Raw genomic sequence first — 14266 nt, forward strand, 5'->3', positions numbered from 1 at the left:
CTTTCTTCTTCACGTTTCGATAACATGTTCATCCCCCACAGAATTGTGTTATTACCCTTATTATACAAAAAAGCTTGTAGACTTTGTCTACAAGCTGAGCTGCCTGATGATCAGGCAGCTTTTTTTAAGTCGATGATTTCACTTTTGATTGATAAGGTAAATCCAATTTGACAATGTCCTCATATGTCTCACGCTCAACGACAAGCTGCGCTTCCCCATCTTCTACAAATACTACAGCCGGGCGCGGGATGCGGTTATAGTTGTTTGACATGCTGTAGCCATAAGCTCCTGTACAAAAGACAGCTAATAAGTCTCCCTGTGATAACTCTGGCAAATCAATATCCCAAATGAGCATATCTCCACTCTCGCAGCATTTCCCTGCAATGGACACCGTTTGATCATGCGTTTGGCTCATTTTATTGGCGCTCGCTGCTTCATATTTTGCTTGATATAAAGCAGGTCGAATGTTATCACTCATTCCGCCGTCAATGGCTACATAATCGCGAATGCCAGGTACATGTTTGGATGAGCCGATCGTATAAAGAGTGGTTCCTGCATCTCCAACAAGGGAACGGCCTGGCTCAATCCAAATTTCAGGCATCTCAAATTCATAGCGGGCTACATTTTCTTTCACCGCTTGAATAATTTTCTCCACGTATTCAGTTGCTGGAAGTGGTTCGTCCTCTTCTGTATAACGGATGCCAAAGCCTCCGCCTAAGTTCAGCACTGTGGAAATAAAGCCAAATGATTCTCTCCATTCATCTAGCTTCAAGAAAATCTTATCTGCCGCAAGGACAAAACCAGCCGTATCAAAAATTTGTGAGCCGATATGACAATGAACACCTAAGAGCTCGATCACTTCTGATTTAAGCACTCGTTTCACCGCTTCGTCTGCTTGTCCATTATGAAGATCAAAACCGAATTTTGAATCTTCTTGACCTGTTGTAATATAGTCATGCGTATGTGCTTCAACACCCGGCGTGATGCGGAGGAGTACTTTCACCTGTTTTGACAGCTCTTGACCAAGCTGTTCAATGAGGTTGATTTCATAGAAATTATCAACAACAATACAGCCGATTCCATGCGCTAATGCCATCTTTAATTCTTCTCTGCTTTTGTTGTTACCATGGAAATGAATTTTTTCTACTGGAAACCCGGCACAAATGGCTGTGTGCAGCTCCCCGCCTGAAACGACATCAAGTGATAAGCCTTCTTCTTTTGCCAGCTGGAACATGGCAATAGAAGAAAACGCCTTACTCGCATATGCCACCTGAGCTTTTAGTTCTTCTTCAATAAATGCTTTCTGAAAGCTTTTTGCACGCTCCCGTATTAAAGCCACATCATATACATAAAGTGGTGTCCCATACGTTTCAGCTAAAGAAACGGCATCAACACCACCAATTTCTAAATGTCCGAGTTCATTTTGTCTGCAAGTGCCGTGTAAATACAATGTCATTCCCTCTTTCTCCGCCTCGGCTGAAAAAAGACAGCTGCACAAGCTGCCTTTTGCCGTTTCTCAAAGTTAAAAATACAATATCACAATCTTCAGCCACTTTCAACGAGCGTTAAGAATTTGGCGGAATTTTTGATCTGTTCTGAGGGTGAACGATGCTTGGCCTTACTTTTGAGCCAGGAACAGACGTCCGAATGAGCACTTGCCACAAAGCCTTTCCATTAAAAGGAATGAACGGCCACATATAAGGTGTCTGTAAGGAACGAATGGATGTTAAATAAATAAGTAACAGCGTAAAACCGATGATCAATCCATTCAGCTTAAAGATCGCTACTAGTGCTAATATGATCAGCCGGATGATTTTATTAGCGACACTCAGTTCATAACTTGGAGTGGTGAATGTGCCGATGGCTGCTAGCGAGACGTATAATATGACCTCTGGTGTAAATAAACCGACATCAATCGCGATTTGTCCAATTAAAACGGCCGCAATCAAGCCCATGGCAGTCGACAAGGCGGTCGGCGTATGGATCGCCGCCATTCGTAAAAATTCCACCCCAAAATCAGCAAGGAATACTTGGAGAATGACAGGAATATGGGAGGGCTTGTTAAATCCAATATAGCTTAGATTGTCTGGCAGAAGATTCGGTTCTAGAATAAAAAGAAACCAGATCGGCAAAAGAAAAGTAGAACATAAGATGCCTAAAAAACGCACCCATCTTAAAAAAGTCCCAACTGCTGGCGCCTGGCGGTATTCTTCAGCATGTTGAACGTGATGAAAAATAGTGGTTGGTGTAATGATGACACTAGGGGATGTATCCGTAATGATGATGACATGCCCTTCTAATATATGGTTAGCGGCTACATCTGGGCGCTCGGTGTATCGTACAAGCGGGAAGGGATTATATCCTTGCTTAATGATAAATTCTTCTATTGTTTTATCAGACATCGTCAGTCCGTCAACTTTGATCCCAGACACTTCTTTTTCGATAATATCAACAAGATCAGGATCAGCAATGTCTTCAATATAACAAACACAGACGTCTGCTTTAGAACGCTCGCCCACTTTAAGCATTTTGTATCGCAGTTTTTCATCCCGCACTCTTCTGCGAATGAGTGCTGTGTTCACAATGATGTTTTCAACAAAGCCGTCTCTTGCACCTCTGACAACCTTTTCTGTATCCGGTTCCTCCGGCATTCTGCCAGGGTAGCTCCTGACGTCAATAATAAATGCGTAATTTTCACCTTCGACAACGACTGCCACAAGTCCAGACAGCACTTGATCCACTGCTTCATCAAGCGTTTCAACTTTTGAGACTTGCTGATTGACAAGACGGTTTTCTACCACACGTGCAAGATCATCTGATTCAGGTTCATTGTCATTGATTTCAATCAGTTCTTTTAATAAATAGATCACATATTGTGTATCACATAATCCATTTACATAGTAAAGCTGGATTTCCTGATCATGGACATAAATTTTCCGAACGCCAAGGTCAAAGCTGAGACCCATCCCGACATTGTCTTTGAAAAAATCTTCATTTTTCTTCGGATCTCGGTACACGTGTACCTTGTCTTTCTTCATGGAAACCGCTCCTTTCTAAAATTAATTCGACTGCCTTCATTGTGATGGGGGACCCTTTGCTTAGATCATCTTTCCGTCCCATCTTGCCAATATCTCCAATGCCGACAACAATCGGAAGCTGTAGTGAATCGAGACAATACACTGTATCTCCACTCATTTTGTGTGGTTCCATTTCTGGAAGTCCATGTTTGTCAACGCCGTATTCTGTCAGTTCACCTTCCCGGTCAATGGAGACATGTACCTTTGTCCATTCCGCTTGATGGGTTTTAGATGCCACTGCAATGGCGCCAATCACTTCAATTTCAGGGTGACGAGCTACGTGCTTCATCGCCGTCTCCCCTGTTCCTTCACCTGTTAAGCCAGAATCATCAAACATGACAAACACTGGGTCATACGGCGTTTTTAAAATCATCTGGACCAGTTCTGGTCCTGTTCGTTTGCTCGGATTCCCTTTTGAGCTGGAAATACATCTTCCGCCGACTTTCTTTGCGACAAGCTCAATCGTTTTGGCAGCATATATATCTCCGTCTGTCACTAAAATGACTTTGCGTCTTTGCCCCATATTAGGTTATCCTTTCGGTTTAAAGATAAGTGCAATGATAAATGAAAATAAAATTGCAGCTGATATTCCAGCAGAGGTTAACTCAAAAATCCCAATTCCGATTCCAATAAATCCGTGGACATCAGCCTGATGCATCGCCCCATGAAGCAAGCTATGACCAAAGCTTACGATAGGGACGGTAGCACCCGCTCCTGCAAATTCAATAAATTTATCATAAATACCAAACCCGTCTAAAATCGTCCCTGCCACAACAAAGGTCGTCATGACATGTGCTGGTGTGAGTTTCAGTACATCAAGTAAAAGCTGGCCGATCACGCAAATCAGACCGCCTGCAACAAAAGCAATCAAATAATCCATTAGCTTTCTCCTCCTGCACGCTCAAATACAACTCCGTGCGCAATGGTTGGAATGGTCTCTTTTTGCTGAACCATCATTGGGCTGAGAAGCGCCCCGGTTGCTACAACCAATACTCTTTGTAAATTCCCTGCTTTCATTTCTTGAAAGATGTGACTGAATGTCACGACAGCTGAGCAGGCACAGCCGCTGCCTCCAGCGAATACATTTTGATCAGGTGTGTATATGATTAATCCGCAATCATCATGCTTCCGTCCAAGCTGAATGCCATCTTCTTTCAGAAGATCCTTTAAAATAGGCGATCCAATTCCAGATAGATCTCCTGTTAGGATGAGATCATAATCATCTACTGTTCTTCCTAAGTCTTCTAAATGTTGTTTGATTGTGTCTGCCGCTGCAGGCGCCATAGCCGAACCCATATCGAATGGATCTGTAATCCCAAGATCCATCACCCGTCCGACGGTGGCACTTGTAATTTGAATTTGGGAAGGTTCTTGGCTGATGACGACAGCACCGCTCCCTGTCACTGTACTTGTGGCTGTATCGGGTTTTTGCCCGCCATATTCTGTTGGATTACGAAATTGCCGCTCTGCCGTCGCATTGTGACTGCTTGTCGCAGCAAGTGCTCTATTGGCAAAGCCACCATCTACTAGCGCTGAGGCAATGGCGACTGATTCCATTGATGTGGAGCAGGCACCAAATAAACAAAGAAACGGGATTTTGAGTTCTCTTGCCACATAGTTGGCAGTCACGTTTTGGTTCAGTAAATCTCCTGCCAGCAGAAGGTCAATATCACTTTTTTGCAAATTCGCTTTTGATAAGGCCATTGATATGGCATCATCCATGAGCTGCCTTTCAGCCATTTCCCAGTTCTTTTGATAACAGTGCATTTCATCATAGGTTTTATCAATAAGATGACCGATTGGGCCTTCTTTTTCTTTCGGTCCTGCAGCTGTTCCTTCCGCATTCACATAAAGCTTGTGTTCAAATACCCAAGATTGCTTACCTGTTAGTTTCACGTTTTATTCCTCCTACGAAAACATCTTTTCCAAGACGTATCGAATAATCCCTACGACATATGCCGAGACGACGCCAAACACAATGACGTTCCCAGCCAGTTTAAACATGTTGGTCGCTACACCTAACACAAGCCCTTCACTTTTATGCTCAAGAGCCGCACTTGTCATGCTATTTGCAAATCCTGTCACCGGGACAGCTGATCCCGCTCCAGCAAACTGGCCGATTTTATCGTAAATACCAATACCAGTTAAAATAGAAGAAATTAAAATAAGGGTCGCCACCGTTGGATTCCCTGCTGTCTTCTCATTAAAATCAAAAAAAGTAATATAGAAATTTTGCAATCCCTCGCCTATCGCACAAATCAAACCGCCGACAAGAAAAGCCTTGATGCAGTTCAGTACATAAGGAGGTTTCGGCTGATACGTTTTCACTTTAGATGGATAGTTCTCTTTTAAACTTGACACGTGTTGTTCCCTCCACATTTTTAAATATAAATAAGCCAATGAAATAGCGAGCCAAACACCTTTCCTAAGACGATGGCCATGAGCAACAGCACAATTTTCCCGTCCATTCCAATTCTTTTCGTTAAGATAGGAAGTACATTTAACACTTCAGTGAGTGCGGCTGCAAGCATGCCGACAAAAATGCCAGATAAAAGACCGATCGGAAGCGCTAGCCATTTGGATAAATGCAAATGGACTTGACTTAAAGTAGCCCAGCCGCCAACGACCGCTCCACTTATCACGGCAGCCTCATATCCTTGAATGAAACGCTGCGTTTTCGTTAATTGCATTAATCGAGGGATAATACCAAGCACTGTGAGAAACGCCACAAATCCTGCCCCTACCGTTAAACCGCCGCCGAGCCCAACAAGCACCACAAAAAGCCATTTACCGATCATGGATATCTTTCAATGTTTCTTTGTTTTCATTGAGTGCGACATAATGATCAAGATCGAGCTGATATTTAAACATTTCCACTTCAAGCGGACTTGGCTCTTCGTTTAAACGCTTTTTAAACACATGATTGAAAAATAAAATCATGCCCAAACCGAGTCCAAAGCTATATGGAATTTGTAATAAATACGGATGCTCAACCGTGTTTCCAGTAATCATCTCGTAAAGGCGGATATGAACAAGCCGCATACTAACATCCTCATGGAAATTCATGATGGCAAGGGCCGCTCCGACAAATAAGAGGAGCCATACAAACACGAATAATACGGGGGACAGCTGACGTTTGCCTGTGTCTATTTCAACAATGGCCTCTGAGCCTCCGACTGTTTGAATGTCGATGTCAGGCCACGCTTTTTTGATCGTTTTGACCACATGCATGATATCTAACACAACGATGTGACGATCCTTTTTGCTGACATGGTATATTGGCATTTTGCTCAGCTTTTGCACAGCACTGTCATCTCCAGTGATTTGGGCAATATCCTCTAAATAGATAAGCTGATCATTACCAGTCTTAATCCGATGGCGCAGCCGAATAAAGATTTGTCCGTCCATCCAAGTCACTTCCTATACGATGGGTTAAAAATAGTATGTGGTGAAAAATGGTTCTCATACTGAAAGAACTTGATTTACCGGTAATTACCACACAAAAAAAGCCAGCCGAATTGGCTAGCTGTCTTTTTGATCCATTTGCATTTGGATTTGTTTTAAAATTTTCTTTTCAAGCCGTGAGACTTGCACTTGGGAAATTCCGAGTCTTTCTGCTACTTCTGATTGTGTTTGGTCTTTATAATACCTTAAATAGACAATCAGTTTCTCACGCTCTTCTAATTCTTTAATCGCCTCTTTTAGCGCAATTTTATCAAACCATCTTTCTTCTGAATGATCGGCAATTTGATCGAGCAACGTAATCGGATCGCCGTCATTTTCATACACGGTTTCATGAATAGATGATGGTGAGCGGACCGCTTCTTGAGCGAGGACAACATCCTCAGGTGTGATGTCCAGATATTCAGCGATTTCCTGAACAGTCGGCATTCGTCCATGAGATTTAGACAATTCGTCCCTTGCCCGCCTAATTTTATTTCCAAGTTCCTTTAAGGACCTGCTGACTTTGACGGTTCCATCATCACGAATGAAACGCTGAATTTCACCAATGATCATTGGAACGGCATAGGTCGAAAACTTCACATCATAAGACAAATCAAATTTATCAACAGATTTCAGCAGGCCAATACAGCCTATTTGGAACAGATCATCTGGTTCATATCCTCTATTTAAAAAGCGCTGAACAACGGACCAAACAAGACGCATGTTTTTTTCTACGAGGAGGTCTCTTGCTTGTTGATCTCCGTCTTGGCTTTTTTTGATGAGCTGTTTCACTTCATCATTAGACAGCTGTGCTTTTTTTGCTTGCTTTTTTACCTCCACATCCATATGAGCAGCTCCTTAATTACAAAGCGCTTTGCTTTTTGATAGATGCTTTGTTAAGCGGATTGTTGTGCCCATTTCTGGAGATGAGTCCACCATGACATCATCCATAAAGTTCTCCATGATCGTAAAACCCATCCCGGAACGCTCTAAGTCTGGTTTCGTCGTAAAAAGCGGCTGCCTTGCTTCCTCAAGATCTGAAATGCCCATGCCTTCGTCTCGAATCGTCAGATACACAATATGGTCATCCAGTGTGACGCTAATGTGCACCTTGCCGTCTGGATTCCCGTCATACCCGTGAATGATCGAGTTCGTGACCGCCTCTGATACGACGGTTTTGATTTCTGTTAGCTCATCTAATGTTGGATCGAGCTGAGCGATGAATGCTGCCACCGTTACTCTCGCAAAGGATTCGTTTTGACTTAAAGCAGAAAAAGTCAGATTCATTTCATTTGTCATGATGCCACCCCCAATGTTTGCAGCGCAGTTTGCTCTGAAGGCTCCATACGAATAATTTTAAACAAGCCGGACATATCAAATAAACGGTTCACTGCTGGCGAGATCGCACAGACGACCATTTCACCGCCAAGCTGTTTAATTTCTTTGTATCTTCCTAAAATCACTCCGAGCCCAGAGCTGTCCATAAACGATAAATCAGCTAAATTCAGCACGATGTGGCGAATGTCCTCTGTTTCCAAATAATTCGTCACCTTTTGTCTCAATGTCTCTGCGGAGTGATGATCAAGCTCCCCTGTCAACCGAATGCAAAGTACGCTCTCTTTTATTTGAAAATCAATACCAAGGCTCATCTTTTCTTCCTCCTTGCTCTATTTTCGGATAAAGAATGTTTCTCTTTCTTCACATGCAAATCCTTCACCATGACAAAACTAGTGATCATTCGTCACATTTAGATGTTCTTTTCGTTCATAGCAAAAAAGACTGCCAGTTGCAGCAGTCTTTCACCTTTTACTTCCATTTAACAAATTCGGCCATCGCCCGTTTGAAGAACGTCCAAACACCGGCTTTTTCCATATCTTCTTTCGCTTCAACAGGACTTTCATGAAGCACTTTTCCATCTTTTTTCAAGATGATGGTGCCAAGTTTCGTTCCTTTTGAAAATGGGGCTGTGACATCTTGAGTTAATTTAATTTCTTTTTTGATCTGATCGACATTTTCGCCTTTTTTCGTTAAAAGAGAAATCGGTTCAGACGTGACAAGCTGAATTTTTTTCTTTTTCCCTTTGCTCACTTTGATCTCTGCTACATCTTGACCACGCTTGTACAGAGGGTGCGTTGTATATTGACTAAAGGCGTAATCCAGCATTTTGACGACTTGGGCATTTCTGTCTTTTGGCGTGCTTGCGCCGAATACAACAGCAATGACGCGCATGTTCCCTTTTTTAGCGGAAGCCGTTAGACAGTATTTCGCCTCGCCTGTAAACCCTGTTTTCACCCCATCCACACCTGGATAAAATTTAATGAGACGGTTTGTATTCACAAGCCAGAATTTTTTATCCGTGTTCTGACGAAGATAGTCTTCGTATACACCTGTGAACTTGGTGATCTCTTCATATTTCAACAGCTCTTTCGCCATTTTTGCCATATCATGAGCCGTGCTGTAATGATCTTTTTCAGGAAGTCCTGTTGGATTTTGAAAGACCGTTGAGGTGAGCCCAAGCTCTTTTGCCTTTTTGTTCATTTGCTCAACAAACTGTTCTTCAGATCCAGCAATATGTTCTGCCATGGCAACCGAAGCATCGTTTCCTGACGCAATCGCAATGCCTTTTAGCATGTCTTTAACCGTCATTTCTTCTCCCGGTTCAAGGAAAATTTGTGAGCCTCCCATAGATGCTGCATGATCGCTCGTTCTTACTTTATCAGTCATTTTTAATTTCCCTTGATCCATCGCTTCCATGATGAGAAGCATCGTCATGATTTTGGTCATACTTGCAGGGGCAAGCTTTTCATCACTGTTTTTGTTGTAAAGCACTTTTCCCGTGTCACGTTCCATTAAAATCGCTGATTTGGCTTCATGCGCCAATTCTGATGTTTGTTTTTCTCCTGGCTTTTCAATCTTTTCTTTTGCCATCGCTGATGGTGAAACCATTGAGATAAGGATCATTAAAGTAAACAATGCACATATATGACGTTTCAAGTGGCAGACCTCCATTATCGTAATCCTTTCTATTTTTTCCTCATAAAGGCTGTTTTATTCAGAGATCGTTTGATTGCCATAAAAAAAAGCCCTCTGTTTCATGAACAGAAGGCTTTTTCACGCGATCTATGAGAGTTGTTTGACAACTTCTTTCACTAAATCAAGGAAACTTGCTTTCACTTTTTCCGTCACTTCGATCACTTCATCATGAGAAAGCGGCTGATCTAAAATACCTGAAGCCGCATTAGAGATGCATGAAATACCAAGTACTTTTATGCCTGCATGACGTGCCACAATCACTTCTGGCACAGTCGACATACCGACTGCATCAGCGCCTAGCGTTCTGAGGAAACGAACCTCTGCCGGTGTTTCATATGAAGGGCCTGTCATTCCTGCATAAACCCCTTGCTGCACAGATATGCCTAAATGTTTAGCCGTTTTCTCTGCAAGTGCCAGCAAATCTTTATCATACGGTGCAGACATATCAGGGAAACGAACCCCTTGACTGTCGTTTGGTCCAATTAACGGATTGGTTCCCATCATATTGATATGATCTGTAATCAGCATGAGATCGCCAGGATGGAAGGACGTATTCACACCGCCCGCTGCATTTGTCACAATACATGTCTCAATGCCGATTTCTTTCATCACACGGACAGGAAATGTCACCTGCTTCATATCATACCCTTCATAGTAATGGAAACGTCCTTGCATGGCACAAACGACCGTGCCTTTCAGCGTTCCAATGACGAGCTGGCCTGCATGCCCTTCTACTGTTGAAACAGGGAATCCAGGAATATCTTCATATTTCAATTTGATTGGATTTTCAATCTCATCGGCTAAAATGCCAAGACCTGAACCTAAAATCAATCCAACTGTTGGTACATATGTCGATGCTTGTTTAATGTATGCCGCCGCTTCTGAAAACTGTGCTCCCACGTGATTTCCCCCTATTTGAGTTGAGATAAAAAGCTTGTTCCGTATTTTGGCAGCGTTGATTTAAAATTATCTGCTACCGTTGCCCCAAGATCAGCAAATGTTTTCGCTGTTGGTAGCTCATTCGCTTCTTGATGCTTTTTGCTGTAAGCAATAAGCGGAACGTATTCTCTTGTATGATCTGTTCCGTGATGAACCGGGTCATTTCCGTGATCTGCTGTGATCACAAGCAGATCATCCTCTTTTAATAGATCAAACACTTCAGGTAGACGTGCGTCAAATTCCTCTAGTGCCTTACCGTAGCCTTCTGGATCTCTTCTATGTCCATAAAGCGCATCAAAGTCGACAAGATTTAAGAAGCTCAGCCCAGTAAAGTCTGTTTTCAGCGTCTCCACTAGCTTGTCCATTCCATCCATGTTGGATTTCGTTCTGAGTGAAGAGGTGATTCCTTCACCATCATAAATATCAGAGATTTTTCCGATCGCAATGACATCAAGTCCATCATCTTTCAATTCATTCATGACGGTACGGTCGAATGGTTTTAATGCATAGTCATGACGATTTGGTGTTCTAACAAATGCCCCCGGCTCCCCGACAAATGGACGAGCGATGATGCGCCCTACCATATATTTTTCATCTAAAGTCAGTTCACGTGCGATTTCGCAAATGCGGTAAAGTTCGTCTAATGGCACAACTTCTTCGTGTGCAGCAATTTGCAGCACAGAATCTGCTGAAGTATAAACGATTAAATCGCCTGTTTTCATATGCTCTTCGCCAAGCTCATCCAGAATTTCTGTACCAGACGCTGGTTTATTTCCAATGATGCCACGCCCTGTTTTTTCTTTTAATTCATTTAACAGTTCATCTGGAAAGCCGTCTGGAAAGACTTTAAATGGTGTGTCGATGTAAAGACCCATGATTTCCCAATGCCCTGTCATTGTGTCTTTCCCGTTGGATGCTTCTTGCATTTTTCCATAATACGCAAGCGGTTTTTCGTCCGCTGGAATTCCTTTAATTTCTTTAATATGACTTAGCCCAAGCTTCGCCATATTCGGCATATGAAGCCCGTTCATTTTTTCAGCAATATGTCCAAGTGTATCTGCACCTACATCATTAAAATCAGCAGCATCAGGTGCTTCCCCGATTCCTACTGAATCCATCACAATGAGGAAAATACGTTTATACTGATAATCAGGCATAAAAAAGCGCCTCCTTCAATATTCTTGTCCTTTCACCTTTCACAACTGGAGAGGTCAGACATCTCAAGTATAAACCGTTTTCAAGTCAATTGACAACCATAAACGGTCCAAACATAAAAAAGCATGATACACGTTCACCGTGCCATGCTTTACTTATGCCCTTGGATGGAATTTGTGATACACGTCTTTTAATCTTGTTTTTGTGACATGTGTGTAAATTTGTGTAGTAGAAATATCGGCATGTCCGAGCATTTCCTGTACGGCTCTAAGATCCGCACCGTTTTCAAGCAAATGTGTCGCAAATGAATGTCTGAGCGTATGAGGCGTCAATTCTTTTTGAATACCTGCTTCTATGGCTCGTTTCTTTAAGTTCTTCCAAAAGCCCTGCCGCGACATTTTTTTTCCGTGATGATTCAGAAATAAGGCATCGGCCGGCTGTTTTTTGAGCAGCTTGTTTCTGCCTTTTTCTATATACACTTCAATCGCACTTGTAGCAGCTTCACCAATAGGCACGATCCGCTCTTTTCTTCCTTTTCCAAAACAGCGTATAAACCCCATGGTCAGATGCACATCCGCAAGAGTCAGATCAAGCATTTCACTTACGCGAATACCTGTTGCATATAAAAGTTCGAGCATGGCTTTGTCACGGTAGTCAAATGGTGTTTGCTGCTTAGGTGTATCGAGCAGCTTTTCTACCTCATCTAATGATAGAACTTTCGGTAATTTCCGCTCTGTTTTTTGTGATTCAATGTTCCATGACGGGTCATCTGTTGTCACTTTTTCACGGAGCAAAAATTGATGAAAGGAGCGTATCGATGATAGATGACGGACGGACGTTTTACTCGATTTCCCCTCGTCTTTTAACTGTTTTAAATAATGAATAATATGAAGGCGTGTGACGTCTTTTACATCTGTCAATTGTTCATGCGTCATTAAAAAAGACAAATAGCTCTGTAAATCTCTTTTATAAGAGACAATGGTATTTTCAGAGAGTCCTCTCTCTACTGTCATAAAATGAATAAAGTCGGATAATTGATCCTTCAATGGTTTCTACTCCCCGTTTTGATAAAAATAAATCAATCGATCCTGCCAGCTGTCTTGTTTCGGCTGATCCATTTCCATCACTTTTATCGCTGCACCTTCTGGTTTATCATAACGATGATAGCTTTCATATTCTGAATTTATCCATATCATAGCATAATAGAACAGGACGGTAAAACCAGTGAACAAGATAAATACTTTCATTACTTCACCTGTTGTTTTGAGCCATTTTCGCATGTTCTTCATGTCCTTTCTCGTGTTCTCATTACTTCAGCATATGCCAGGTGGGACAAGGAATATACAGCGAACATGCAAAAAACCTTTTCATTTTGAATGAAAAGGTTCCAATTCGGATTATTTGCCGGATTCATCATCATGACACCGGTGGCAAATACCATGGAATGTCAATCTATGATCCTTAATTTTAAATTTCCAGTCGCGTTCAATAATCTCTTCAACATCTTCTAATAAATCATCTTCTATCTCATCGACTGTACCGCATTCCATGCAGACAAGATGGTGATGGAAGTGAGCGGCTCCTTCTTTGCGAAGATCATATCGCGAAACGCCGTCTCCAAAGTTAATTTTATCAACAACTTTCAGTTCAGTAAGCAATTCTAACGTCCGATAAACAGTAGCAAGACCAATTTCAGGAGACTTCTCTTTTACGAGGAGGTATACATCTTCTGCACTTAAATGGTCTTCTTCATTCTCAAGCAGTACTCTTACTGTTGCTTCACGCTGTGGCGTGAGCTTATAGCTGGAAGAATGAAGCTGTTTCTTAATTCGATCAATCCGATTTTCCATTGACTTTCCCTCCTACGCCACATTACTTGATCATTATATCAAATGATGTGCAGAGAGCCAACTATAATCATTTTAAATTGATAAATAAATTGATTATTATTTAATAACGATTATAAAATCATCAAAACAGAACACCTGCCAGCTTTTTCATCAGCATGAATGATAAGTATGATTCAAAAAAGGACGAAAGAGCAGCGAGGGTTAAAATCATCAGTAGAACAGAAGCATACCGGCCAAACCAATGGATTGGCGCTTGACTGATGGTTTTTTTCATAAAAAGCTGACCAATTAAACGAATGGAGAACGCAATCGCACAAGTTCCGATCACTAAATACGCTGGAATGAGCAAGATATTTTGAGGAAGCACCGAGACAAAAGATAGAAAAAAACCGCTAAGCCCCATTTGATTGACCAAAAAACCGACAGTAAACCCAACTACAATCCCTTTTAAAAAAATCATAAGAAAAATAAGCGGCAGGCCAATGATGGAAATTCCGAGTATCCACATGAGGCCCAAATATTTCATATGATGTAAAAAGCTTTGCAAAAACATTTCTTTTGATTCTGCTGCTTTCTCATTCGTCAGTTGACCAAAAAATTGATTTAAATAGTAGAATAAATCCTCTTTCTGACTCATTGTCATACTATTGACGATAATGGCTCCAAAAATGACGCCCATTAAAAATAGTACAGAAACAAACAAATAAATCGATACATGATCTTTCACGTGCTGAAGAAGATGTTCTTTCCAAGACTTTTTCCGCATGC

At 41.9% G+C, this 14266-nt stretch carries 18 protein-coding genes; all 18 read right to left on the reverse strand.

What is annotated here, in order from left to right; genetic code table 11:
• Positions 1-124: 124 nt before the first annotated feature.
• On the reverse strand, positions 125-1450 hold the full coding sequence (lysA, locus tag ASG46_RS16015; RefSeq protein ID WP_056705191.1) for a diaminopimelate decarboxylase: 1326 nt from the start codon (positions 1448-1450) through the stop codon (positions 125-127).
• Between the two features lie 115 nt (positions 1451-1565).
• On the reverse strand, positions 1566-3038 hold the full coding sequence (locus tag ASG46_RS16020; protein WP_007501043.1) for a spore germination protein: 1473 nt from the start codon (positions 3036-3038) through the stop codon (positions 1566-1568).
• Positions 2992-3600: a stage V sporulation protein AE gene (locus ASG46_RS16025; RefSeq protein WP_035702864.1), complete on the reverse strand. Its 609-nt coding sequence runs from the start codon at positions 3598-3600 to the stop codon at positions 2992-2994. Before ASG46_RS16025 ends, ASG46_RS16020 begins: the two co-directional genes overlap by 47 nt.
• A 6-nt stretch (positions 3601-3606) precedes the next feature.
• The gene (gene spoVAE / locus ASG46_RS16030; RefSeq protein ID WP_007501045.1) at positions 3607-3957 is read right to left on the reverse strand and encodes a stage V sporulation protein AE; all 351 of its coding nucleotides are present in this window, start codon (positions 3955-3957) and stop codon (positions 3607-3609) included.
• On the reverse strand, positions 3957-4973 hold the full coding sequence (spoVAD, locus tag ASG46_RS16035; protein WP_008344437.1) for a stage V sporulation protein AD: 1017 nt from the start codon (positions 4971-4973) through the stop codon (positions 3957-3959). Before spoVAD ends, spoVAE begins: the two co-directional genes overlap by 1 nt.
• A 12-nt stretch (positions 4974-4985) precedes the next feature.
• Positions 4986-5438, reverse strand: a complete 453-nt coding sequence (gene spoVAC, locus ASG46_RS16040; RefSeq protein ID WP_024718929.1) for a stage V sporulation protein AC — start codon at positions 5436-5438, stop codon at positions 4986-4988.
• 20 nt (positions 5439-5458) lie between these two features.
• Positions 5459-5875: a stage V sporulation protein AB gene (locus ASG46_RS16045; RefSeq protein WP_007501049.1), complete on the reverse strand. Its 417-nt coding sequence runs from the start codon at positions 5873-5875 to the stop codon at positions 5459-5461.
• A complete protein-coding gene (locus tag ASG46_RS16050; RefSeq protein WP_046343891.1) occupies positions 5865-6485 on the reverse strand; it encodes a stage V sporulation protein AA in 621 nt (206 codons plus the stop codon). Before ASG46_RS16050 ends, ASG46_RS16045 begins: the two co-directional genes overlap by 11 nt.
• 114 nt (positions 6486-6599) lie before the next feature.
• Positions 6600-7367 carry an RNA polymerase sporulation sigma factor SigF gene (gene sigF / locus ASG46_RS16055; protein WP_007501051.1) on the reverse strand — a complete coding sequence of 256 codons (768 nt, stop codon included), beginning with the start codon at positions 7365-7367 and terminating at the stop codon, positions 6600-6602.
• 12 nt (positions 7368-7379) lie between these two features.
• Positions 7380-7820 (reverse strand): anti-sigma F factor, encoded by a 441-nt coding sequence (gene spoIIAB / locus ASG46_RS16060; RefSeq protein WP_007501052.1) that lies wholly within the window; start codon positions 7818-7820, stop codon positions 7380-7382.
• Positions 7817-8170: an anti-sigma F factor antagonist gene (gene spoIIAA, locus ASG46_RS16065; protein ID WP_008344431.1), complete on the reverse strand. Its 354-nt coding sequence runs from the start codon at positions 8168-8170 to the stop codon at positions 7817-7819. Before spoIIAA ends, spoIIAB begins: the two co-directional genes overlap by 4 nt.
• Before the next feature lie 157 nt (positions 8171-8327).
• Entirely contained in the window at positions 8328-9482 is a 1155-nt protein-coding gene (locus ASG46_RS16070; protein WP_201297801.1) for a D-alanyl-D-alanine carboxypeptidase family protein, read from the reverse strand.
• Between the two features lie 159 nt (positions 9483-9641).
• Entirely contained in the window at positions 9642-10454 is an 813-nt protein-coding gene (locus ASG46_RS16075) for a purine-nucleoside phosphorylase (RefSeq protein WP_019743098.1), read from the reverse strand.
• Between the two features lie 11 nt (positions 10455-10465).
• Positions 10466-11650, reverse strand: a complete 1185-nt coding sequence (deoB, locus tag ASG46_RS16080) for a phosphopentomutase (RefSeq protein ID WP_017357920.1) — start codon at positions 11648-11650, stop codon at positions 10466-10468.
• A gap of 153 nt (positions 11651-11803) precedes the next feature.
• Entirely contained in the window at positions 11804-12694 is an 891-nt protein-coding gene (gene xerD / locus ASG46_RS16085) for a site-specific tyrosine recombinase XerD (protein WP_017357921.1), read from the reverse strand.
• A gap of 6 nt (positions 12695-12700) precedes the next feature.
• A complete protein-coding gene (locus ASG46_RS16090; protein WP_008344420.1) occupies positions 12701-12928 on the reverse strand; it encodes a YqzK family protein in 228 nt (75 codons plus the stop codon).
• A gap of 117 nt (positions 12929-13045) precedes the next feature.
• On the reverse strand, positions 13046-13498 hold the full coding sequence (fur, locus tag ASG46_RS16095) for a ferric iron uptake transcriptional regulator (protein WP_003215577.1): 453 nt from the start codon (positions 13496-13498) through the stop codon (positions 13046-13048).
• Between the two features lie 121 nt (positions 13499-13619).
• Positions 13620-14264 (reverse strand): stage II sporulation protein M, encoded by a 645-nt coding sequence (spoIIM, locus tag ASG46_RS16100; protein ID WP_008344417.1) that lies wholly within the window; start codon positions 14262-14264, stop codon positions 13620-13622.
• Positions 14265-14266 lie beyond the last annotated feature (2 nt).

The organism is Bacillus sp. Leaf49 (assembly GCF_001426125.1).
In the GTDB taxonomy this organism is placed as follows: domain Bacteria; phylum Bacillota; class Bacilli; order Bacillales; family Bacillaceae; genus Bacillus; species Bacillus altitudinis.